This is a genomic window from Agromyces luteolus (assembly GCF_009729855.1).
Taxonomy (GTDB): domain Bacteria; phylum Actinomycetota; class Actinomycetes; order Actinomycetales; family Microbacteriaceae; genus Agromyces; species Agromyces luteolus.
The window spans coordinates 306,418-326,577 of sequence record NZ_WODA01000025.1 but is presented as its reverse complement, the minus strand read 5'-3'; the positions used below and the strand labels follow the sequence as shown (position 1 = coordinate 326,577).

Here is a 20,160-nt window from a genome sequence, read left to right as displayed (position 1 = left end):
GTCGACGGCTGCCGCGGCGCGCGAGTTCGCGCCGCGGCATCCGTCGTCTCACAGCCCGTTCTTGGCCGGCGTCAGTAGCCTGAGCCACCCCGAACACTTGCGAGGACATCATGGGATTCCTGGACCGACTCTTCGGCGGCGGCGACCGCACCGCACGACCGGCCCCGCCCGTGCCGCAGGCGCCTCAGGCGAACCGGCTCAGCGAGGACGAGCTCGCGATCGAGCGCTACCGCTACCTGCTCCGCACGGCCCCGCCCGAGTCGATCGAGGCGGTGCACGCCGAGGCGTTCGCGAAGCTCACCCCCGAGCAGCGGCAGCAGGTGTTCCGATCGCTCGCCGAGCAGGCGCCCGAGGGGGAGCGCGTGGCCTCCGACGACCCGAACGCGCTCGCTCGCGCCGCGACGCGGCAGGAACTGCGGCAGCCGGGCTCGATGGAGCGGGCGTTCGCGGGCGCTCCCGGTGCGGCCGGCGCCGCGCCGGGCGGCGGCGGACGCGGTGCCGGCCCGTCGTTCGGGTCGATGGTGGGCGGCTCGATGCTCGGCACGATCGCGGGCGTCGTGGTCGGTTCGGCGATCGCGCAGGCGTTCCTGCCCGACCCGTCGGCGTTCGATGCGGCCGGGGCGACGGATGGCGGCGCCGATGCGGGCGCGGACGCCGGCGCGGACGCCGGTGCCGACCCGGGTGCCGATGCGGGGTCGGTCGACGCCGCCGGCGCCGGCGACGCGGGCGGCGACTGGGGCGGATTCGGCGACTTCGGCGGCGGCGGGGACTTCGGCGGCGGCGACTTCGGCGACTTCGGGTTCTGACCGTTGTCGGCGGCGGGCGCTAGGGTCGCTGCGTGAGCAAGCAGGACGGCTCGTCGAGGCAGGTCACGACCGGGCCGGTCGACGACTCGGCGACGCCCATCCTGCACGTCGACATGGATGCGTTCTTCGTGTCCGTCGAACTCCTGAGTCGACCCGAGCTGCGCGGCAAGCCGGTGCTCGTCGGCGGCACCGCGGGGCGCGGCGTCGTCGCCGCCGCGAGCTACGAGGCGAGGCGCTTCGGCGTGAACTCGGCGATGCCGATGTCGGTCGCGCTGCAGCGCTGCCCGAACGCCGTCGTGCTCCGCGGCGACTACCGACGCTACTCCGAGTACTCCGAGCGGGTGATGACGATCTTCCGCGAGCTCACGCCGCTCGTGGAGCCGCTGTCGATCGACGAGGCGTTCCTCGACGTCTCGGGGGCGCGTCGCCTGCACGGCAGCCCGGCCGAGATCGCCTGGACGCTCCGGCGCCGCGTGCGCGACGAGACGGGCCTCACGTGCTCGGTCGGCGTCGCGGCGAGCAAGTACGTCGCGAAGGTCGCGTCCTCTCGCGCCAAGCCCGACGGCATGCTCGTGGTGCCGGCCGTCGAGACGACCGCGTTCCTCCACCCGCTCCCCGTGTCGGCACTCTGGGGCGTCGGCCGCGTGACCGAGGAGTCGCTCCTGAAGCTGGGGCTCCGCACGGTCGGCGACGTGGCCGAGATGCCCGAGGACGCGCTGGCCAGAGCGGTCGGCCCGGCGCTCGCGGCACGGCTGACCCGGTTGGCGAACGGCATCGACCCGCGCGACGTCGAGACGCGGCGGGTCGAGAAGAGCATCGGGCACGAGACGACGTTCCACCACGACCTGGTGGCGCACGACGAGATCGCACGCGAACTCCTGCGACTCGCGACCGACGTCGGGGTGCGCCTGCGCCGCGCCGGCATGCTCGCGCGCACGGTGACGTTGAAGCTCCGGTACGGCGACTTCACGACGGTCACGCGGTCGCGCACGCTCGCCGAGCCCACCGACGTCGCGCGGCGCATCTACGAGGAGGCGCTGGTTCCGCTCGGCGACCTCGTCGGCGACGGGCGCCGCGTCCGGCTCGTCGGGGTGCGTGCCGAGCACCTGCGGCACGCCGGCGACGGCGCGCCGCTCTGGGACCCCGACGAGGAGTGGCGCGACGCCGAGCGGACGATCGACGAGGTCGTGCGGCGGTTCGGCCGCGGCGCCGTGCGGCCAGCAGCGCTCGTCAGACCGGCGGTCGAATCGGCGGCGCCCACCGTGCGCGATGGCGCAGAGGAGGAGGAACCGCCGCCGGGGCCGCGGTCGTTCTGGTGACGTGGCGCCCCGCGCTCGCACGGCGCGCGTGATCGCCGGACATCCGGGCGGGCACGGGCCCGCGGCATCCGTCAACGCCCTTCCCGGTGCCGCGCGGCCCCGGTAGCGTGGCCGCATGGCTGATTTCGTGCTCGAGCTCGCAGACAAGGTCGCCGGCGTCGGCGTCCGCACCTCCTACGCCGACAAGGTCGAGATCGGCGGTGCCGAGGTCGTGCCGGTCGCGCTCGGCGCGTACGGCTTCGGCGGGGGCGCCGGCACCGACGACGAGCAGAACGAGGGCTCCGGTGGCGGTGGCGGCGGCTGGTCCGTCCCGCTGGGCGCGTACGTGGGGCGCGGCGGCGACGTCCGGTTCGAGCCGAACGTGCTCGGCCTCCTCATCGTGTCCATCCCGCTCGTGGTGGTGACCGGGAAGGCGCTCCGCATGGTGATCCGCGCGCTGAAGAAGTAGCGCGCGCCGGCGGCATCCGCCCACCGCGCCCGCGAAGGCGCACGGCGTCATCGACGACGTGAGGCCCTCGCGGCGCGCGTATACTCGTGCTCGAACACGGGAGTCCGGTGAGCCGGGCTGAGAGGAAGGTTCTCCAACCTTCGACCGTCGAACCTGATCTGGGTCATGCCAGCGCAGGGAGGGCATTCGATCTCATTTCCCGTGCCGCTTTCCACGAGACGAAAGGGCACGACAGTGCACGATTCATCCACCGACCAGACCCCCACGGCCGGCACGACCGACGCGCGCGAGGGCGCGGCGCCCCGCAGCACCCGCTGGCGGGTCGTCGACATCGTCGTCGCGAGCGTGATCGGCGTCGCGACGGGACTGGTCTTCCTCTTCTGGAACAACGTCGGCTACGCGTGGTTCAGCGCCGCCGACGCACTGACCCCGGGTCTCGGCGGCATCGCCGTCGGCATCTGGCTCATCGGCGGCGTGCTCGGCGGGCTGATCATCCGCAAGCCCGGCGCGGCGCTCTACGTCGAACTGCTCGCCGCGATCGTCTCGGCGCTCGTCGGCAACCAGTGGGGCATCGAGACGATCTACTCCGGCCTCGCGCAGGGCCTCGGTGCCGAGCTGGTCTTCCTCGCGACCGGGTACCGCCGGTTCGGCGTCGTGACCGCGATGCTCGCGGGTGCCGCGGCGGGTGCCGCGGCGTGGGTCCTCGAGCTGTTCCTCTCGGGCAACCTGCAGAAGTCGGCCGAGTTCCTCGCGCTCTACTTCGGCACCGTCGTGGTCTCCGGGGCGGTCCTCGCGGGCCTCCTGGGCTGGATCGTGGTGCGCGCGCTCGCGGCGACCGGCGCGCTCAGCCGGTTCGGCGCGGGACGGGACGTCACCGGGCGGGTCTGACCCGTGGACCGATCACCGGGAGCCGCCGGTCCCGCCCGCGTGGATGCCACGGGGTGGGGCTGGCGGCACGCCGGCCGCCGTCGTGCGGCGCTCCGGGGCATCGACCTCCGCATCCACCCGGGGGAGCGGGTGCTGCTGCTCGGCCCGTCCGGGTCGGGGAAGTCGACGCTGCTGCACGCCCTCGCGGGCGTGCTCGGCGGCGACGACGAGGGCGAGCACCACGGTCGGCTGCTCATCGACGGCCGGCCGGCGTCCGAGGCGCGCGGACGAGCGGGCCTCGTCCTGCAGGACCCGGACTCGCAGGTGGTCCTCGCCCGCGTCGGCGACGACGTCGCGTTCGGCTGCGAGAACCTCGGCATCCCGCGCGAGGAGATCTGGGACCGCGTGCGCGCGGCGATCGACGCGGTCGGCCTCGACCTGCCGCTCGCCCATCCCACGTCGCGACTGTCGGGCGGCCAGAAGCAACGGATGGCGCTCGCCGGCGCGATCGCGATGCGTCCGGGCCTGCTGCTGCTCGACGAGCCCACGGCGAACCTCGATCCGGCCGGCGTCGCCGAGGTGCGCGACGCCGTCGCGCGCGTGCTGGATCGCACCGGCGCGACCCTCGTCGTCGTCGAGCACCGCGTCGACGTCTGGCTCGACCTCGTCGACCGGGTCGTGGTGCTCGGCGCCGATGGTCGGCTGCTCGCCGACGGCCCGCCCTCGGTCGTGCTCGACGAGCGGCGCGAGGCGCTCGCCGCCGCCGGCGTGTGGGTGCCCGGCGTGCCGCTCGAGGTGCCCGATGCGACGGATGCCGCGGCCCCCGACGCGCGGCCCGCCCTCTCGACCGAGTCTCTCGCGATCGGGCGGCCGCGCGGCGCGGTGCTCCACGAACGGCTCGGACTCGTGGTGCCCGAGGCGTCCTCGACCGTGCTCACGGGCCCGAACGGCGCGGGCAAGTCCACGCTCGCGCTCACGCTCGGCGGCCTGCTCGCGCCCCGCGCCGGTCGCGTCATCGCGGCACCGGCCCTCGCGCGAGGCATCGGCGACGCACCCCTCCGATGGCGTTCGCGGGAACTGCTGACGCGGATCGGCACGGTGTTCCAGGAGCCCGAGCACCAGTTCGTCGCCTCGACCGTCCGCGACGAGGTCGCGGTCGCTCCGCGGGCACTCGGACTCGGGGCGGCCGACGTGGACGCGCGCGTCGACGAGGTGCTCCAGCGCCTCCGCCTCGACCACCTCGCGGCCGCGAACCCCTTCACGCTCTCGGGCGGGGAGGCGCGCCGGCTCACGGTCGGCGCGGTGCTCGCGACCCGTCCGGGCGCAGTCATCCTCGACGAGCCGACCTTCGGCCAGGACCGCCTCGGCTGGGTGGAACTGGTCCGGCTGCTGCACGAACTCGTCCGGGAGGGCACGACGCTGCTCTCGGTGACCCACGATGCGGCGTACATCGCGTCGCTCGGAGCCCACCGGATCCGGCTCGACGCGCGCGCCGCAGCGGGAACCGGCGTCGCGACACGGGGCGGACCCGCATGAGCGCGATCGACGTCGCCGAACCGGCCCCCGCACCGACCCTGCGATTCGTCGACCGGGTGAACCCCGCAACGCGACTCGCCGCCGCGATGGTGCTCACGACGCCCCTGCTCGTCACGGTCGACTGGGTCAGTGCCGCGATCGCGCTCGCGATCCAGCTCGTGCTCTTCGCCCTGGCGGGCGTGACGCCGGCCCTGCTCGTGCGACGCACGTGGCCGATCCTCATCGCCGCGCCGCTCGCCGGCATCAGCATGCTGCTCTACGGACGCCCGTCGGGCACCGTCTACTGGGAGTTCTGGCTGGCGAAGGTCACGGACGGCTCGATCCAGCTCGCGATCGCGGTCACCCTCCGCGTGCTCGCCATCGGCCTGCCGGCGGCGCTCCTGTTCCTCCGGGTCGACCCGACCGACCTCGCCGACGGGCTCGCGCAGGTGTGGCGCCTGCCGGCGAGGTTCGTGCTCGGCGCCCTGGCGGCGACGCGGCTCGTCGGCCTCTTCGTCGAGGACTGGCGTGCCATGGCGCTCGCCCGCCGGGCCCGCGGCATCGGGGACCACGGCGCGGTGCGGCGCGCGGCGACGATGGCCTTCGCACTGCTCGTGCTCGCCATCCGACGCGGCTCGAAGCTCGCGACCGCGATGGAGGCCCGCGGCTTCGGCGCGGACACCCCGCGGACGTGGGCGCGCCCGTCCACCGTCGGCGCGCCCGACGCCGTGCTCGTCCTGATCGCGGCCGCGGTCGCGGCGATCGCGATCGCGGGTGCCGTCTGGGCGGGGACCTACCATCCGGTGTGGGCGTGAAGGCGCGGGAGGCGCTGGCCCTCCGTCCCGCGCTCGACGTCGTGCTGCGTGCGACGCGCGCACGGAGTCATCCGCTCGTCCTCGTCGACGGGCCCAGCGGAGCCGGGAAGAGCACGTTCGCGGCCGCGCTGGTCGCCGCCTGGCCGGGACGGCCCCCGCGCCTCGTCCGCGTCGACGAGGCGATCCCCGGATGGCGCGGGCTCCGTCGCGGTGCCGCAGCCCTCGGTCCTCGACTCGTGCGCCCGCACGGGGCCGACCTCGTCGGCGCGCTCGACCGCTGGGACTGGCACGCCGACCGCCGGGGAGCCGTCGAACGCGTCCCGCCGGGCCGCCCGCTCGTGCTCGAGGGGTGCGGCGCCTTCCTCGCCGGCGCCGAGGCGACCGACGCCGTCCGCGTCTGGCTCGACGCGCCGTACGAGACGCGGCGCGAACGGGCGCTCGAACGCGACGCGGGCGCGTTCGACGAGTTCTGGGCATCGTGGGAGTCCGACTGGCGACGGTACCGACGCCAGTCCGGCGCCGACCGACGGCCGGCGATCCGCGTGCGACTCGGAGCCTGATCAGCGCGGATGCTGTGCCGCGGACCCGGCCGGGACTACGCTCGGCACATGGGTGATGCGACGTATGTGGCGGAGTTCATCGACGGTCCGCTCGAGGGCGACTTCGAGCAGCGGGCCCTCGTCCGCGGCGAGCCGGAGAAGCGGGTCGGCATGGTCGCCGCCGTCGACGGGCTCGAGTCCCTGTTCTGGTACGACGCCGTCGAGCAGAAGGATGTGGGCGGCCAGCTGCGCGTCCGCTTCCGCTTCGACGCGTCGGACTCCGATCCCGTCGAGTCCGACGAGGAGAACGACTGACTCAGGCGTTCCCGTCGAGGAACGCCCCGATGAGCAGGCCCGGGTGGGTGAGTCGCCAGATCGGACCGGGATCGGTGATCGCCCGGTCGAGTTCGAGCGCGGAACTCACCTCCCGCTCGCCGATCGCGACCGTCACGGTGCCCACCTGACGCCCCACCGGTGAGGTCGTGAAGGGCTCCACGTCGACGCTGGCGTCCTCCGCGACCGCCCCGAACGCGGCATCCGTGCGCCCGGCCGTGGCGATCAGCTGCGCGCGGTCGCCCCACGCCGAGGTGACCTCGCCGTAGCTCGCGCCGGCGGCGATGACCTCGATCGGCTCGGATGCCGCCTGCATGCCCTCCACGGCGGCGATCACCGCGGGGTCGAGGGTGTCGTAGTCGTCGACGCCCGTCATCGCCCCGACCATCGTGCGTCGCTCGTCGCCGGAGCGCAGCTCGGCGGTCCACACGAACGTGATGGCCGCCTCGTCGGTGAAGCTCCGGCTGATGGCGCGGATCCCCTCGTCGCCGAGGTGGGCGATCGCGTCGGGGATCCGCCGATCGTCGCTCGGCGTCGGCGCACCCGAGTCGCCCTCCAGCATCGCGGCGAGGGTCGGTTCCGCGAGCGCGAGCCCGGCGAGGCGCGTGAGCTCCGTCGCGGTGCCGACGTTGTCGCCCGAGAGTCCGGTGGCGTCCGCGACCGAGGTCGAGGTCAGCCCCTGCTCGTCGAGCCATTCGTTGGCCGTCGTCACGTAGGCGTCCACGCTGCCGAACGCCCACCGGGCAAGCGTGTCGGCGTGGTTGTTGCTCGAGGCCAGGAGGACGGCGCGGACCACGTCGCGCTCGGTCCAGGAGTCGCCGGGGGAGACCTGCACGGTCCGCGACCCCTCGGCGGAGTACCTGAGGTAATCGGTGTAGTCCTCCGGCCCGATCCGGATGTCCGGGCCGTCGTCGTCTGCCGTGAGCGGGAGGGTGTCGAGCACCACCAGCGCCGTGACGAGCTTCGCCGCGCCGCCGATGGGGGCGGCCTCGTCGTCGGCGGAGGCAGCGACGAGTGCGGCCTGGCCGTCGTCCTCGATGAAGGCGACCGCCGACGCGTCGTCCGCGGGGAGGACGACCGAGGTCGTCGCCGGCGCGGACGCCTGCGCCGTGTCGACGCGGACCTGGACGTCGGGGAGCGGGCCGAGCAGCATCGCCGGGCCGTACACGCCGATGCCGAGGATCGCGAGCGCGCCGACGGCGATGCCGATGACGCGTCCGGGGGAGGGACTCATGCGAATCAGGCTAGCGCGGCTTCGCTCACGCCCAGCCGAGCTCGTGCAGCCGGTCGTCGTCGATGCCGTAGAAATGCGCGATCTCATGCACGAGCGTGACGTGGATCTCGTCGCGGAGCTCGTCCTCGGTGTCGGCGATCGCGAGCAGCGGCTCGCGGTAGAGCACGATCCGGTCGGGCATCTCGCCGAAGCCGTACCGGTCGCGCTCCGTCAGCGAGACCCCCTCGTAGAGGCCGAGGAGGTCGAGGGAGCCGTCCTCCGGGCGGTCCTCGACCACGAAGACGATGTTCTCGAGGCCCTCGACCATGTCGTCGGGCAGTTCGTCGAGTTCGTCGACCACGAGCCGTTCGAAGGCTTCGGCGTCGAGCTCCACGACTGGCTCCGATCTGGAGTCGAATTGGGGTGAGTAACGGGGCTTGAACCCGCGACCTCCTGGACCACAACCAGGCGCTCTACCGACTGAGCTATACCCACCATGCACCGACTCGTTCGCACGAGCGGCAACCCTACGAGATTACACCACGTTCGGGGCGCTCGTTGACACGGCGGCCCCCTCGGCGGCCACCTCGGCGGAGATCGCCTGCAGTTCCTGGCTGGTCGGCCCGGGGTCGCCGACGAACACCGCACGCCGGTAGTACTGCAGTTCTCGGATGGACTCGAGGATGTCGGCGAGCGCTCGGTGCCCGCCGTCCTTGGCGGGCGCGTTGAAGTACGCCCGCGGGAACCAGCGCTTCGCCAGCTCCTTGATCGAGGAGACGTCGACGTTGCGGTAGTGCAGGTGCGCGTCGAGTCGGGGCATGAACCGGCTGATGAAGGCACGATCGGTGCCGATCGAGTTGCCGGCCAGCGGTGCCCGCTGCTCCTCGGGGACGTGCTTCAGGACGTACTCGAGCACCTGGTACTCGGCGTCGGCGACCGACACGCCGTTCGGGATCTCCTCGATGAGTCCGGACTGCGTGTGCATGGCGCGGACGAAGTCGCCCATCGCCTCGAGCGCGCTCGCGTCGGGCTTGATGACGATGTCGAGGCCCTCGTCGACCGGTCGGAGGTCGTAGTCGGTGATCACGACCGCGATCTCGACCAGTTCGTCGACCTCGAGGTCGAGCCCGGTCATCTCGCAGTCGATCCAGACCAGTCGGTCGCTCGAGGATGCCATGCGGCGAGTCTAGCCGCGCGGGCCGACACGGCCGCGTCCGGCGTGCCCGGGGAGCGCCCGGAACCCTGGGGTATCGTGGTGGCGATCGGCCCTCGTAGCTCAGCGGATAGAGCAGGAGCCTTCTAATCTCTTGGTCGCAGGTTCGATTCCTGCCGAGGGCGCCGGGACGCGGCGCGGGTGATCGCGATCGCGATGAGCGGGTAGAGCACGAGCGAGAGCAGGCCCGCCCCGACGAGCGCCGAGGCCGTGCCCGAGTCCATGTCGCCGGCCTCCACGCCGATCGTGGTCACGGCGACGATGATCGGCAGGGCGGTGGCCCCGAACAGCCCGGTGGCGATCCGGTCTCGCAGGTGCGAGCCGGGCGGTGCGAGCAGCGCCGACGGCACTCCGCGGACCACGAGCAGCAGCCCCGTGAAGAGCGGCAGCAGGAGGAAGGTCCGCGCGTCCTCGACGAGCGCCTCCAGGTCGAACGTGACGCCGGTGTAGATGAAGAAGACGGGCACGAAGACGCCGAAGCCGATGCCGTCGAGCTTCACCTCGATGGTGCGGCGGTCCTGCTCGGGAGCGCCCTCGAGCAGGAGCCGTGCGATCACGCCCGCGGCGAAGGCGCCGAGCAGCATGTCGATGTCGAGCACGATCGAGAGCCCCACGAGCGCGAGCATGACCATGATCACCAGGCGGATCGCGAACTGCCCGCTGGTGTGGAGCGTCGCGCCGATCGCCGCGTGCAGCCGGCGGCCGTCGCCCCTCGAGGCGCGCCAGATCGCGAGGCCCGTGATCACGGCGAAGGCCAGCAGGACGATCGTGGCGTGCAGCGGCGAGCGCCCCGAGAGGAAGATCGAGATCGCGATCAGCGGCAGGAACTCGCCCGCCGCCCCGACCGCGAACACCGAGACGCCGAAGGGCGTCCGGAGCATGCCCGCGTCCCGCAGGATCGGCAGCAGTGCGCCGAGCGCGGTCGACGTGAGCGCGATGCCGATGAACACCGCGCCGGCGTCGGGATCGACCAACCACCCTGCGGCGAGGCCGAGCGGCACGGAGATCAGCCAACCGAGGCTCGCCCGGACGAGCGGCCGCCCGCGGATCGCCTCGAAGTCGATCTCCTGCCCCGCGAGGAAGAAGAGCATCGCGAGCCCGAAGTCGGAGAGCAGCTCGATGAACGGGTCCGGCTGGACCCAGCCGAGCACCGACGGGCCGAGCGCGATGCCCAGCACCAACTCGAAGATGACGACGGGGATCGCGATCCACTTGCCGAACGCCCTCGTGGCGAGCGGCGCGATCGCGGCGATCGCCGGGATGAGCACCAGTGTGGGTACGTCGACCTCCACGCGGACCCCCTTCGTCGGTGGGAATGCTATCCGACGGCACGGTCGGAGCCCCGGAGGGCGGGGGCGGATGCGTCATCCGCTCGTCACACGCGTGTCGTATCGTCGTGGCATGCGCGACCTCCAGGCACGGATCATCGAAGAACTGCACGTCGAGCCCACGATCGACCCGGCCGAGCAGGTCCGTCGACGCGTCGACTTCCTCAAGGCCTACCTCGCCGCCTCCGGCGCGAACGGCCTCGTCCTCGGCATCAGCGGCGGGCAGGACTCCTCGCTCGCCGGTCGGCTCTGCCAGCTCGCCGTGGAGGAGCTCGCAGCCGAGGGGCGCCCGGCACGGTTCATCGCCGTCCGGCTGCCGTACGGCGTGCAGCACGACGCCGCCGACGCCGCCGTCGCGCTCGGATTCATCCGCCCGTCGGAGACGGTGGAGTTCAACATCAAGGGCGGGGTCGACGGGCTCGCGGCCGAGTTCGAGGCCGCCGTCGGCGGCCCGGTCAGCGACTTCGGCAAGGGCAACGTCAAGGCGCGCATGCGGATGGTCGCGCAGTACGCGCTCGCGGGCGAGGGAGCCCTGCTCGTGGTCGGCACCGACCACGCGGCCGAGGCGGTCACAGGCTTCTTCACGAAGTTCGGCGACGGCGGCGCCGACCTGCTGCCGTTGTCCGGGCTCACGAAACGCCAGGGGCGATCGATCCTGGAGCACCTCGGCGCGCCCGAGCGCCTGTACCTGAAGACCCCGACGGCCGACCTCCTCGACCACGATCCCGGTCAGGCCGACGAGGCCAACCTCGGGCTGTCCTACCGCGACATCGACGACTTCCTCGAAGGTCGGCGGGTCGACGACCTGGTCGCCGAGCAGATCGAGGCGCGCTTCCTTCAGACCCGGCACAAGCGGGCGGAGCCGGTCACGATGTTCGACGCGTGGTGGCGCGCCTGACGCGATGAGTGGGGCCGGCAGGCCTCGAACCCGAGGCGGCGGCCGTCAGTCGCGCTGGGGGACCGCTCGGCGGTCCGTGTCCGCGTCGGCGACCTCGTCTGCGGGCTCCTCGGTCGAGGTCGTGACGGGCTGCGTCGCGGCGTCCTCGACGAGGGGAGGCTGCGCGTAGCGCTCGTGGTGCTGTTCGGCGACCCAGGTGTCCTGCTCCGCCGCGAGCTCCTGGACCGGCTCGTCGCGCTGCAGCCGCCACCGCTCGAGGTCGTTGCGGAAGTCGCGACGGGTCCGCGACGGATGCCGCTGCCACTCGAGCATGCGCTCGCGGAACTCGGCGACCGCCGGGTCGAGCTGGTAGCCGAACGTCGCCGAGGCGCGCTTCAGCTCGTGCAGCTGGTGCGCCGCCCAGTCGGCGGCGACGTCGGCGCCGCGGAGCGGCAGCAGGCGGACCTGGATGTCCGCCTGGCCGACCGCGCGGTCGGCGAGGACCTGCTCCTGGGGGGTGAGCGAGTTCCAGACGGATGCCTCGGTCGCGGCGTCGATGAGAGTCGCGATCGCGGCGCGGCGCAGTTCGCGGTCCCGCTGCCGGATGAGGCCGCGCACGGCCGATCGGGCGATCCACGCCGAGAGCACGCCGGAGACGAGGACCGAGACGAACACGACGCCGGCCGTGAACAGCACGGGACGGTTCTCGTCCGAGAGGAGCCAGGCGACGAAGTCATTCCACCACTGCATGTGCGCAGGCTAGCGCTGCGCGGCACCGGCGGGACGCAGCCGGCCCGGCGTGCCTCGCGACCGTCGCAGGCCGCGAGGCGCGCCGGGCTCGCGGCATCCGCTCAGCCCAGGGCCGTGCCGTCGGCGGCGTGCGGTTCGATCGCGGCGATCTCGTCGTCGGCGAGCGGCGCCGCATCGAGCGCGGCGACGTTCTGCTCGAGCTGCGCGACGCTCGAGGCGCCGATCAGGGCGCTGGCGACCTGCGGCACCCGGAGCACCCACGACAGGGCGAGCTGGGCGAGCGACTGGCCGCGACCCTCGGCGATCGCGTTCAGGGCGCGAGCGCGCTCGAGGTACTCCTCGCTGATGCGCTCGGCCGGCAGGAAGTGGCTCGTCGCGGCACGCGATCCCGCGGGCACGTCGCCCGAGAGGTAGCGATCGGTGAGCAGGCCCTGCGCGAGCGGCGAGAAGACGATCGCCGACGCGCCCACCTCGTCGAGCGCCGGGAAGAGGCCGCCTTCGATGTGCCGGTCGAACATCGAGTAGCGGGGCTGGTGGATCGTGAGCGGCACGCCCTCGGCGGCGAGCGCCTCGGCGGCGGCGATCGTCTGCTCGGGCGAGTAGTTCGAGATGCCCGCGTACAGCGCCTTGCCCTGTCGGACCGCGTGCGCGAGCGCGCCCATGGTCTCCTCGATCGGCGTCTCGGGGTCGGGCCGGTGCGAGTAGAACACGTCGACGTAGTCGAGGCCGAGCCGGCCGAGGCTCTGGTCGAGCGAGGCGAGCAGGTTCTTGCGCGAACCCCACTCGCCGTACGGGCCATCCCACATCAGGTAGCCCGCCTTGGACGAGACGATGAGCTCGTCGCGATAGGGCTTCAGGTCGGTCGCGAGCAGGCGGCCGAAGTTCTCCTCGGCGCTTCCGGGAGGGGGGCCGTAGTTGTTCGCGAGGTCGAAGTGCGTGATGCCGAGGTCGAACGCGCGGCGGACGATGGCGCGCTGGGTGTCGAGCGGACGGTCGTGGCCGAAGTTGTGCCAGAGCCCGAGGGAGAGTGCGGGCAACTTCAGGCCGCTCCGCCCGATCCGGTTGTAGGTCATCTGGTCGTAGCGGTCGGGGGAGGCGACGAAGGTCATGCCGGTAGCCTATGGCCGTGATGGAAAGCTTCGTTCTCGCCGGCGGCTGCTTCTGGTGCCTGGATGCCGTCTACCGCACGCTCCGCGGCGTGCACGACGTGGTGTCGGGCTACACGGGCGGTGCGATGCCGAACCCGTCGTACGAACTCGTCTGCACGGGTGCGACCGGGCACGCCGAGGCGGTGCGCGTCGACTTCGACCCCGAGGTGCTCCCGCGCGAGGTCGTGCTCGACGTCTTCTTCACCCTGCACGACCCGACGCAGTTGAACCGCCAGGGCGCGGACGTCGGCACGCAGTACCGCTCGGCGATATTCTTCGCCGGGGACGAGCAGCGCGAGCTCTTCGAGGCGGCGCGCACGCGCGCGGCCGACTGGTGGCCGGGCGAGGTGGTGACGACCATCGAGCCGCTCGGCGACTTCTTCCCGGCCGAGGAGTACCACCAGGACTTCTTCGCGAAGAACCCCGGCCAAGGCTACTGCCTCGCGGTCGCCCTGCCGAAGGTGAACAAGATCCGCCGCTCGTACGCAGACTACATCGTCGCCTGACTCCTCCTCACCATCTCGGCAGGGGAGCGACGCCGTCCACGGTCCGGATGCCCGCCCGCGGATGCCGCATCCCCGGCCGCCACGCTGTGGTGAGCGGCATCCGGGGTCGTTCCGGCACGAGGGCCCCGGATGCCGCGAGCCGCCGATCCGCGGCGGCGTCGAGCCCTGAGGAGCACCCCATGTCCGACCTCGTGACCATCACCGGCGTCATCGGCAGCGATCCCCGACACACCGTCACCGCGACCGGCCTGCCGATCACCAACTTCCGACTCGCCTCGACGCGGCGGTTCTTCGATCGCGCCACCGGGGCCTGGACCGACGGGGAGACCAACTGGTACACGGTCTCGTCGTTCCGGCAGCTCGCCCTCAACACCGCGCGCTCGCTCCGCAAGGGCGAGCGCGTCGTCGTGCACGGCCGTCTCCGCATCCGGGCGTGGGAGACGGGCGAGCGCTCGGGCACCGCGATCGAGATCGATGCGGACGCGATCGGCCACGACCTGTCGTGGGGCGTCGCGGTGTATTCGAAGACCTCAGGGGCCCGCCTCGTCGACCCGGCCGGCGAGGCCGAGGAGACCGCGGCGATCGCCGAGGGCGACGCGATCGCCGAGGGCGACGCCGTCGCCGAGGGCCGCACCGACGTGCCCGACTGGGCCGAGGGCGCCGACTGGTCGGTGCCGTCGGTCGACGGCGACGACGAGCCCCGCGCGCTCGGAGCCGACGACGCCGTGCTCGAACCGATGTCGGGGTCCTGATCCGCACGTCCCCCGGTCCCGCGGGCGCCGCGTCGTAGACTCGGCCTCCGTGGAGACCGATCGGGAGCGGAAGGCGGATGGGGCCCGCCGACGCGCGCGCCGATCGACGATCGCGGCGTGCGTCGCGGCGTGCGTCGCGGCCGCCGGGGTGGCGCTCGCCCTCGCGGGATGCACCGGCTCCGATGCGCGCGACGCGGCGTCGACGCCCGGGCCCCCGACGTCGCCGGCTCCGACGGCGACGGACGGCGACGCACCGGCCGACGAGCCGGCGACGGGAGCCCTCGACGAGCTCGGCCGCTTCGACGAGGTGAACCGCGCCGTCATCGCCGCGGACGCCGCGGCCGGCGGGCGCGCCTTCCTCGACGCGCTCGCCGCGGCGGGGTTCGACCGCTCGGCGATGCAGGTCACCTCCGACACCACGACGCTCGGCGAGCCGGCCGATTCGATCCAGTTCTCCGTCCGGATCGGCGACCGGTGCCTCATCGGCCAGTACGGTCCGGCCTCCGACGGCTACCGGAGCGCCGAGCGTCCCGGCCTCGGCTCGGGCGGATGCCTCGTCGGTGCGACCGTCGACACCGGCGGGTAGTGCGGGGCGGACCGTCACGGCTCGACCCGCCGACGCGGGCCGCTAGGCTGGAGGGCTGAACCGCGCACTCCCGACGTGAGGAACCCAGTGGCTGACTACATTTACTCGATGGTCCGCGCCCGCAAGGCGGTCGGTGACAAGGTGATCCTCGACGACGTCACGATGGCGTTCCTCCCCGGAGCGAAGATCGGCGTCGTCGGCCCGAACGGCGCCGGCAAGTCGACGATCCTGAAGATCATGGCCGGACTCGACCAGCCCTCGAACGGCGAGGCTCGACTCACCCCCGGCTACTCTGTCGGCATCCTCATGCAGGAGCCCGAGCTCGACGAGACCAAGACCGTGCTCGAGAACGTGCAGGAGGGCGTCGGTCCGATCAAGGCGAAGATCGACCGGTTCAACGAGATCTCCGCCGAGATGGCGAACCCCGACGCCGACTTCGACACGCTGCTCGCCGAGATGGGCACGCTCCAGGAGGAGATCGACGCCGCGGACGCGTGGGACCTCGACTCGCAGCTCGACCAGGCGATGGACGCCCTGCGGTGCCCGCCGAGCGACACGCCCGTCTCGGTGCTGTCGGGTGGTGAGAAGCGACGCGTCGCGCTCTGCAAGCTGCTGCTGCAGAAGCCCGACCTGCTGCTGCTCGACGAGCCCACGAACCACCTCGACGCGGAGAGCGTGCTGTGGCTCGAGCAGCACCTCGCCAAGTACCCCGGCGCCGTGCTCGCGGTCACGCACGACCGGTACTTCCTCGACCACGTCGCCGAGTGGATCTGCGAGGTCGACCGCGGCCGGCTCTACCCGTACGAGGGCAACTACTCGACGTACCTCGAGAAGAAGGCCGAGCGCCTGCAGGTGCAGGGTAAGAAGGACCAGAAGCTCCAGAAGCGCCTGAAGGACGAGCTCGAGTGGGTCCGCTCGAACGCGAAGGGGCGCCAGGCGAAGTCGAAGGCCCGACTCGCGCGGTACGAGGAGATGGCGGCGGAGGCCGAGCGCACGCGGAAGCTCGACTTCGAGGAGATCCAGATCCCGGCGGGTCCGCGCCTCGGCGACGTCGTGCTCGAGGCGAAGAAGCTCGAGAAGGGCTTCGGCGACCGCCTGCTCATCGACGGGCTCAGCTTCACGCTCCCGCGCAACGGCATCGTCGGGATCATCGGTCCGAACGGCGTCGGCAAGACCACGCTCTTCAAGAGCATCGTCGGCTTCGAGCCCCTCGACGGCGGGAACCTCAAGATTGGCGAGACCGTGAAGATCTCGTACGTCGACCAATCGCGGACGGGCATCGACCCGAACAAGACGCTGTGGGAGGTCGTCTCCGACGGGCTCGACTACATCCAGGTCGGCAAGACCGAGGTGCCGAGCCGAGCGTACGTCTCGACCTTCGGCTTCAAGGGCCCCGACCAGCAGAAGCGGGCCGGCGTCCTGTCGGGCGGTGAGCGCAACCGCCTGAACCTCGCGCTGACGCTCAAGCAGGGCGGCAACCTGCTGCTCCTCGACGAGCCGACCAACGACCTCGACGTCGAGACGCTCTCGAGCCTCGAGAACGCGCTGCTCGAGTTCCCGGGCTGCGCCGTGGTCATCACCCACGACCGGTGGTTCCTCGACCGCATCGCGACGCACATCCTCGCGTACGAGGGCACCGACGAGAGCCCGGCCGACTGGTACTGGTTCGAGGGCAACTTCGAGGCGTACGAGGCCAACAAGGTCGAGCGACTCGGCCCCGAGGCGGCCAAGCCCCACCGCTCCACCTACCGCAAGCTCACGAGGGACTGAGATGCGCCTGCACGTGCCGACGCCGCTCCGCTGGAGCGATCTCGACGCGTACGGCCACGTGAACAACGCCCGGATGCTGAGCCTCCTCGAGGAGGCTCGCATCCAGGCGTTCTGGGTCAACGACGACGGCACCGCCGAGCACGCCGTCGGCGCCTCGACCGCGGTGATCGACGCATCGCCGGGCTCGGCGACCCTCTCGCTCATCGCGCGACAGGAGGTCGAGTACCTCGCGCCGATCCCGTACCAGCGGCTGCCGCTCGACATCGAGCTGTGGATCGGCCGGATGGGCGGCGCGAGCCTCGAGGTCTGTTACGAGGTGTACTCGCCCGAGGGCGCCGCGCCGCGCACGCTCTACACGCGCGCCGCGACGACGATCGTCCTCGTGGATGCCGCGACCGAGAAGCCGCGGCGCATCACCGACGCCGAGCGGGTGGCGTGGGAGCCGTACCTCGGCGACCCGATCGGGTTCCGGCGACGCTGATCCCGCCCGCGGCTGCGCGGTCGCGCCCCCGCGCGACGGGTCGCCCGAACGGGCCGCGCCGCGGCATCCGCCCCTACCGGTCCTCGAGCGGCTCGTCGCTGAAGGAGCCCTCCCAGACGGCACGGCTGCCCGCCTCGCCGATCCGGACCGTGGTCCAGACGGCGCCGACGCCGACGCCGACCGTCGCGACGAGCAGCAGGATCGCGATCACGATGCGGGCGGGGCTCCGTCGCGCAGGCGTCGACACGCCGCGTGCGGCGGCGACCTCGGCGTCGGTGACCCGGCGGTCCGCGGAACGCTCGACGAGCGCGAGTGCGCCGATGAGGGCGGCGACCACCGCGAGCGCGACGACCCACGGCAGGATGTCCTCGCCCTGGTCCGCGTGCTCCTCGATGAGCGGCGTCTCGGGGACCCGCTCGACGAGCCACTTGCCGGCCTCGACGGTGAGCCAGGTCAGGCCGAGCAGGGCGACGGCGCCGACGAGCGTCGGGATCCAGAGCACGCGTCGAGCGGCCGGCCAGGCGGCGAGCACGACGAGCAGCACGGCGAGCAGCGGCACGCCGACCACGACGACGTGCACGAGCAGGACGTGCACCGGCAGGCCGGCGACCTGGAAGTCGAAGAGCTCGCTCATCCGGCGATCACGCGATCCCCGTCGACGCTGACCGGCACCGACGGCAGCGGGTCGAGCGCCGGGCCCTGTTCGACGTCGCCGGTCGCGGCATCGAAGGTCGAGCCGTGGCACGGGCACACGAAGGTCGCCCCCTCGGCCGCGACCGTGCAGGCCTGATGCGTGCAGACCGCGCTGAAGGCGACGACCTCTCCGGCCGTCGGCTGCGACAGCAGCACCGGTTCGCCGCCGATGGTCGCGCTGATGCTGCCGCCGACGGGGATGTCGGCGAGGGCGGCGACGTCCTCGCCCGCGGCATCCGTCGGAGTCGAGCCGCCGCCGGCGTCGGCTCCCGTGCCGTCGGAGGCGCCGGAGTCGTCGCCGCCGTCGGAATCGGAGCCGGGCGCGCACCCGGCGAGGATCAGCGCGCCGCCGAGCGCACCCGTCCCGCCCAGGGCGAGCGCCGTGCGGCGCGAGAGTTCACGAGCGTCGTCCATGTGCTGCCTCCTCATCGGCCGCGCGGCGCGGCGGTGGTGCCCATTCTGCGGCACCGCGCACGGCGGATGCCGCATTCGCCGCGATCGCTCAGGGATCGCGGCGGCCATCGGTCAGCCGAGCGCGTCCGGATCGGGCACGCGGACCATGCCCTCCTGCGCCACGCTCGCGACGAGCACGCCGTCGCGCGTGTAGATGCGGCCGAGCGAGAGACCCCGGCCGCCGCCGGCCGACGGCGAGTCCATCGTGAACAGCAGCCACTCGTCGACGCGCGCATCGCGGTGCCACCACATGGCGTGGTCGAGGCTCGCGACCTTGAGTCCCGGCGTCGCCCACGCGACGCCGTGCGCGCGCAGCACCGGCTCGAGGATCGAGTAGTCGCTCGCGTAGGCGAGGGCCGCGCGGTGCTGTCGCAGGTCGTCGGGCAGGCGGCCGAACGCCTTCATCCAGACGACCTGGTGCGGCAGTCGTTCGCCCTCGACCGTGAGGTACACGGGCGACGGGATGTGCCGGACGTCGAAGGCCCGTTCGCTCGACCAGTACCGGGCGACGTCGTGGTCGAGGTGGCCGAGCACGTCGGCGGTCGACGGCAGCGTGTCGGGTTCGGGCAGGTCGTGCGGCATCCCGATCTGGTGCTCGAAGCCGTCGTCGCGGGTCTGGAACGACGCGATCAGCGAGAGGATGGGCAGGCCGTGCTGGAACGCCTGCGTGCGCCGCGTCGAGAACGAGCGGCCGTCGTGGATGCGGTCGACCGAGAACGTGATCGGGTGCTGCACGTCGCCCGGCCGGAGGAAGTAGCCGTGCATCGAGTGGATCGGACGCTCGTCGGGCACCGTCTGGGTCGCGGCGATGATCGACTGGGCGAGCACCTGTCCGCCGAAGACGCGGCCGCGCGGCATCCACTGCGAGGGCCCCGTGAAGATGTCCTCGTCGGTGCGGGCCCCGGTGTCGGTGAGCCGCAGCGTGCTCAGCAGGCCCTCGATCGAACCGCTCATCGTTCCTCCGTCTGGTCGGTCGGCCATCGCGCGGCCGATCGGCGGGTGGGCGACGGGCGGGGCCGCGGCGCTCTCTCGGTAGTCTAGACAGGCCATGGTCCAGCAATTCACGCTTGCCGACAGCCTGTCGCTCGGCGATCTGCACACGTACCTCCAGCGCGCGTCGCGCGTCGAGGACGGCTCCGTGCGCCTCGTCGCGGCGAACGGGATCCTGGCCGTGTACACCGCGATCCTGTACCCGCGCGGCATCCTCGACGAGAGCCCGACCGTGCTGGGGCTCCGGACCTTCCAGCTGTTCGAGACCGACGACTTCGACGTCGTCGTCCCGATGCGCTCGGTCGTCGACCGCATCGTCCGCGCGCGCGGCGAGCTCGGCGACGACGACGAGTCGCGTCCGGTCACCATGACCCGACCTCCCGAGGTGAACACCGTCACCTGGGCGGGCATCTCGCCGCCGCGGGGTGGCTGGCGACCGCTCGGCGAGACGGATGCCGCGACGCTCGAGCGCGCGGCCCGGGCGGGCATCGACGAGGTCGCGGCGACGATCCCCGACGGCACCGGCGAGCAGCTCGTGCAGCGCGTGCGCTCCGAGGTGTGGGGGCGCGGCATCGAGGGGCTGGAGTACGTGCCGGCCGGCGCGGCGTTCGCGGCGTTCAGCCTCGGCTTCCTCGGCGACGACCCGACGGCGCTGTTCGAGACCGGACCGTGGACGCGCCTGAGCTCCCGGCGGGGGCACGTGCTCGTGCGGCGGAAGGCCTGGACGCTGAAGGCGTAGCCGAGGCATCCGCCCCGGC

Annotated in this window: 24 protein-coding genes, 2 tRNA genes and 1 riboswitch; of the genes, 16 read left to right on the top strand and 10 right to left on the bottom strand. The window is 72.6% G+C overall.

All coding sequences use genetic code 11. The features are described 5' to 3' along the window. The first annotated feature begins 110 nt into the window (after positions 1-110). The 8 genes from GLX25_RS15200 (at position 111) to GLX25_RS15165 (ending at position 6,624) form a co-directional block, all read left to right on the top strand. Positions 111-806: a hypothetical protein gene (locus tag GLX25_RS15200; RefSeq protein WP_155843360.1), complete on the top strand. Its 696-nt coding sequence runs from the start codon at positions 111-113 to the stop codon at positions 804-806. 32 nt (positions 807-838) lie between these two features. After that, positions 839-2,125 carry a DNA polymerase IV gene (locus GLX25_RS15195; RefSeq protein WP_166548881.1) on the top strand — a complete coding sequence of 429 codons (1,287 nt, stop codon included), beginning with the start codon at positions 839-841 and terminating at the stop codon, positions 2,123-2,125. A 115-nt stretch (positions 2,126-2,240) separates the two neighbouring features. Continuing rightward, positions 2,241-2,573, top strand: coding sequence for a hypothetical protein (locus GLX25_RS15190; protein ID WP_155843359.1), 333 nt, complete (start codon positions 2,241-2,243; stop codon positions 2,571-2,573). Positions 2,574-2,659: 86 nt separating this feature from the next. After that, positions 2,660-2,770, top strand: a riboswitch (TPP riboswitch). Between the two features lie 37 nt (positions 2,771-2,807). After that, entirely contained in the window at positions 2,808-3,461 is a 654-nt protein-coding gene (locus GLX25_RS15185) for an ECF transporter S component (RefSeq protein ID WP_271192383.1), read from the top strand. 3 nt (positions 3,462-3,464) lie between these two features. Continuing rightward, positions 3,465-4,976, top strand: a complete 1,512-nt coding sequence (locus tag GLX25_RS15180; protein ID WP_166548880.1) for an ABC transporter ATP-binding protein — start codon at positions 3,465-3,467, stop codon at positions 4,974-4,976. Beyond that, positions 4,973-5,770, top strand: a complete 798-nt coding sequence (locus GLX25_RS15175; protein ID WP_155843357.1) for an energy-coupling factor transporter transmembrane component T family protein — start codon at positions 4,973-4,975, stop codon at positions 5,768-5,770. Before GLX25_RS15180 ends, GLX25_RS15175 begins: the two co-directional genes overlap by 4 nt. After that, positions 5,767-6,330 carry an AAA family ATPase gene (locus GLX25_RS15170; RefSeq protein WP_155843356.1) on the top strand — a complete coding sequence of 188 codons (564 nt, stop codon included), beginning with the start codon at positions 5,767-5,769 and terminating at the stop codon, positions 6,328-6,330. The genes GLX25_RS15175 and GLX25_RS15170 overlap by 4 nt, the downstream gene beginning before the upstream one ends. Positions 6,331-6,378: 48 nt before the next feature. Continuing rightward, entirely contained in the window at positions 6,379-6,624 is a 246-nt protein-coding gene (locus GLX25_RS15165) for a hypothetical protein (protein ID WP_155843355.1), read from the top strand. Position 6,625: 1 nt separating this feature from the next. Here the strand turns inward: GLX25_RS15165 and GLX25_RS15160 are convergent, their stop codons facing one another. From GLX25_RS15160 to orn, 4 genes are all read right to left on the bottom strand, one after another. Then, complete coding sequence (locus GLX25_RS15160) at positions 6,626-7,876, bottom strand: D-alanyl-D-alanine carboxypeptidase family protein (protein ID WP_166548879.1); 1,251 nt, start codon at positions 7,874-7,876, stop codon at positions 6,626-6,628. A 25-nt stretch (positions 7,877-7,901) separates the two neighbouring features. Continuing rightward, positions 7,902-8,249 carry a metallopeptidase family protein gene (locus tag GLX25_RS15155; protein ID WP_155843353.1) on the bottom strand — a complete coding sequence of 116 codons (348 nt, stop codon included), beginning with the start codon at positions 8,247-8,249 and terminating at the stop codon, positions 7,902-7,904. A 25-nt stretch (positions 8,250-8,274) separates the two neighbouring features. Further along, a tRNA-His gene (locus GLX25_RS15150) sits at positions 8,275-8,350 on the bottom strand. A 40-nt stretch (positions 8,351-8,390) separates the two neighbouring features. After that, positions 8,391-9,032: an oligoribonuclease gene (gene orn, locus GLX25_RS15145; RefSeq protein ID WP_155843352.1), complete on the bottom strand. Its 642-nt coding sequence runs from the start codon at positions 9,030-9,032 to the stop codon at positions 8,391-8,393. A gap of 88 nt (positions 9,033-9,120) precedes the next feature. Here orn and GLX25_RS15140 point away from each other — a divergent pair. Then, positions 9,121-9,193: transfer RNA gene (locus tag GLX25_RS15140), tRNA-Arg, on the top strand. Here the strand turns inward: GLX25_RS15140 and GLX25_RS15135 are convergent. Next, positions 9,155-10,336, bottom strand: a complete 1,182-nt coding sequence (locus GLX25_RS15135) for a cation:proton antiporter (protein ID WP_271192403.1) — start codon at positions 10,334-10,336, stop codon at positions 9,155-9,157. The genes GLX25_RS15140 and GLX25_RS15135 overlap by 39 nt on opposite strands. A gap of 133 nt (positions 10,337-10,469) precedes the next feature. On the opposite strand from GLX25_RS15135, the gene nadE reads away from it, so the two are divergent. Then, the gene (gene nadE, locus GLX25_RS15130; RefSeq protein WP_155843865.1) at positions 10,470-11,294 is read left to right on the top strand and encodes an ammonia-dependent NAD(+) synthetase; all 825 of its coding nucleotides are present in this window, start codon (positions 10,470-10,472) and stop codon (positions 11,292-11,294) included. 45 nt (positions 11,295-11,339) lie between these two features. On the opposite strand, the gene GLX25_RS15125 is transcribed toward nadE, so the two are convergent. Together GLX25_RS15125 and GLX25_RS15120 are read right to left on the bottom strand one after the other, a co-directional pair. Beyond that, a complete protein-coding gene (locus tag GLX25_RS15125; protein ID WP_155843351.1) occupies positions 11,340-12,023 on the bottom strand; it encodes a cation:proton antiporter in 684 nt (227 codons plus the stop codon). A gap of 101 nt (positions 12,024-12,124) precedes the next feature. Beyond that, positions 12,125-13,132 carry an aldo/keto reductase gene (locus tag GLX25_RS15120; protein ID WP_155843350.1) on the bottom strand — a complete coding sequence of 336 codons (1,008 nt, stop codon included), beginning with the start codon at positions 13,130-13,132 and terminating at the stop codon, positions 12,125-12,127. Positions 13,133-13,152: 20 nt separating this feature from the next. On the opposite strand from GLX25_RS15120, the gene msrA reads away from it, so the two are divergent. The 5 genes from msrA (at position 13,153) to GLX25_RS15095 (ending at position 17,266) form a co-directional block, all read left to right on the top strand. Next, positions 13,153-13,677 carry a peptide-methionine (S)-S-oxide reductase MsrA gene (gene msrA / locus GLX25_RS15115; protein WP_155843349.1) on the top strand — a complete coding sequence of 175 codons (525 nt, stop codon included), beginning with the start codon at positions 13,153-13,155 and terminating at the stop codon, positions 13,675-13,677. A gap of 179 nt (positions 13,678-13,856) precedes the next feature. Continuing rightward, complete coding sequence (locus tag GLX25_RS18620; protein ID WP_205719909.1) at positions 13,857-14,429, top strand: single-stranded DNA-binding protein; 573 nt, start codon at positions 13,857-13,859, stop codon at positions 14,427-14,429. Positions 14,430-14,478: 49 nt separating this feature from the next. Beyond that, the gene (locus tag GLX25_RS15105) at positions 14,479-15,015 is read left to right on the top strand and encodes a DUF6993 domain-containing protein (RefSeq protein ID WP_205719908.1); all 537 of its coding nucleotides are present in this window, start codon (positions 14,479-14,481) and stop codon (positions 15,013-15,015) included. Positions 15,016-15,102: 87 nt separating this feature from the next. Further along, entirely contained in the window at positions 15,103-16,785 is a 1,683-nt protein-coding gene (gene ettA / locus GLX25_RS15100; protein WP_166548878.1) for an energy-dependent translational throttle protein EttA, read from the top strand. 1 nt (position 16,786) lies between these two features. Then, a complete protein-coding gene (locus GLX25_RS15095; protein ID WP_155843348.1) occupies positions 16,787-17,266 on the top strand; it encodes an acyl-CoA thioesterase in 480 nt (159 codons plus the stop codon). Positions 17,267-17,339: 73 nt separating this feature from the next. On the opposite strand, the gene GLX25_RS15090 is transcribed toward GLX25_RS15095, so the two are convergent. From GLX25_RS15090 to GLX25_RS15080, 3 genes are all read right to left on the bottom strand, one after another. Continuing rightward, positions 17,340-17,900, bottom strand: a complete 561-nt coding sequence (locus tag GLX25_RS15090) for a hypothetical protein (RefSeq protein ID WP_155843347.1) — start codon at positions 17,898-17,900, stop codon at positions 17,340-17,342. After that, positions 17,897-18,373 carry a Rieske (2Fe-2S) protein gene (locus GLX25_RS15085; protein WP_155843346.1) on the bottom strand — a complete coding sequence of 159 codons (477 nt, stop codon included), beginning with the start codon at positions 18,371-18,373 and terminating at the stop codon, positions 17,897-17,899. Before GLX25_RS15085 ends, GLX25_RS15090 begins: the two co-directional genes overlap by 4 nt. Positions 18,374-18,484: 111 nt before the next feature. Next, positions 18,485-19,366 (bottom strand): acyl-CoA thioesterase, encoded by an 882-nt coding sequence (locus GLX25_RS15080; RefSeq protein WP_155843345.1) that lies wholly within the window; start codon positions 19,364-19,366, stop codon positions 18,485-18,487. 94 nt (positions 19,367-19,460) lie between these two features. Here GLX25_RS15080 and GLX25_RS15075 point away from each other — a divergent pair, with 94 nt between their 5' ends. Further along, on the top strand, positions 19,461-20,141 hold the full coding sequence (locus GLX25_RS15075) for a DUF8185 domain-containing protein (protein WP_155843344.1): 681 nt from the start codon (positions 19,461-19,463) through the stop codon (positions 20,139-20,141). Positions 20,142-20,160 lie beyond the last annotated feature (19 nt).

Excerpts from the sequence above, each read along its gene's own strand:
- GLX25_RS15120 (WP_155843350.1), bottom strand. The coding sequence starts at position 13,132 with ATGACCTTCGTCGCCTCCCCCGACCGCTACGACCAGATGACCTACAAC.
- GLX25_RS18620 (WP_205719909.1), top strand. The coding sequence starts at position 13,857 with ATGTCCGACCTCGTGACCATCACCGGCGTCATCGGCAGCGATCCCCGA.
- nadE (WP_155843865.1), top strand. The coding sequence starts at position 10,470 with ATGCGCGACCTCCAGGCACGGATCATCGAAGAACTGCACGTCGAGCCC.
- GLX25_RS15190 (WP_155843359.1), top strand. The coding sequence starts at position 2,241 with ATGGCTGATTTCGTGCTCGAGCTCGCAGACAAGGTCGCCGGCGTCGGC.
- GLX25_RS15125 (WP_155843351.1), bottom strand. The coding sequence starts at position 12,023 with ATGCAGTGGTGGAATGACTTCGTCGCCTGGCTCCTCTCGGACGAGAAC.
- GLX25_RS15160 (WP_166548879.1), bottom strand. The coding sequence starts at position 7,876 with ATGAGTCCCTCCCCCGGACGCGTCATCGGCATCGCCGTCGGCGCGCTC.
- GLX25_RS15095 (WP_155843348.1), top strand. The coding sequence starts at position 16,787 with ATGCGCCTGCACGTGCCGACGCCGCTCCGCTGGAGCGATCTCGACGCG.
- GLX25_RS15165 (WP_155843355.1), top strand. The coding sequence starts at position 6,379 with ATGGGTGATGCGACGTATGTGGCGGAGTTCATCGACGGTCCGCTCGAG.
- GLX25_RS15085 (WP_155843346.1), bottom strand. The coding sequence starts at position 18,373 with ATGGACGACGCTCGTGAACTCTCGCGCCGCACGGCGCTCGCCCTGGGC.
- msrA (WP_155843349.1), top strand. The coding sequence starts at position 13,153 with ATGGAAAGCTTCGTTCTCGCCGGCGGCTGCTTCTGGTGCCTGGATGCC.
- GLX25_RS15075 (WP_155843344.1), top strand. The coding sequence starts at position 19,461 with ATGGTCCAGCAATTCACGCTTGCCGACAGCCTGTCGCTCGGCGATCTG.
- GLX25_RS15080 (WP_155843345.1), bottom strand. The coding sequence starts at position 19,366 with ATGAGCGGTTCGATCGAGGGCCTGCTGAGCACGCTGCGGCTCACCGAC.
- GLX25_RS15200 (WP_155843360.1), top strand. The coding sequence starts at position 111 with ATGGGATTCCTGGACCGACTCTTCGGCGGCGGCGACCGCACCGCACGA.
- orn (WP_155843352.1), bottom strand. The coding sequence starts at position 9,032 with ATGGCATCCTCGAGCGACCGACTGGTCTGGATCGACTGCGAGATGACC.
- GLX25_RS15090 (WP_155843347.1), bottom strand. The coding sequence starts at position 17,900 with ATGAGCGAGCTCTTCGACTTCCAGGTCGCCGGCCTGCCGGTGCACGTC.
- GLX25_RS15175 (WP_155843357.1), top strand. The coding sequence starts at position 4,973 with ATGAGCGCGATCGACGTCGCCGAACCGGCCCCCGCACCGACCCTGCGA.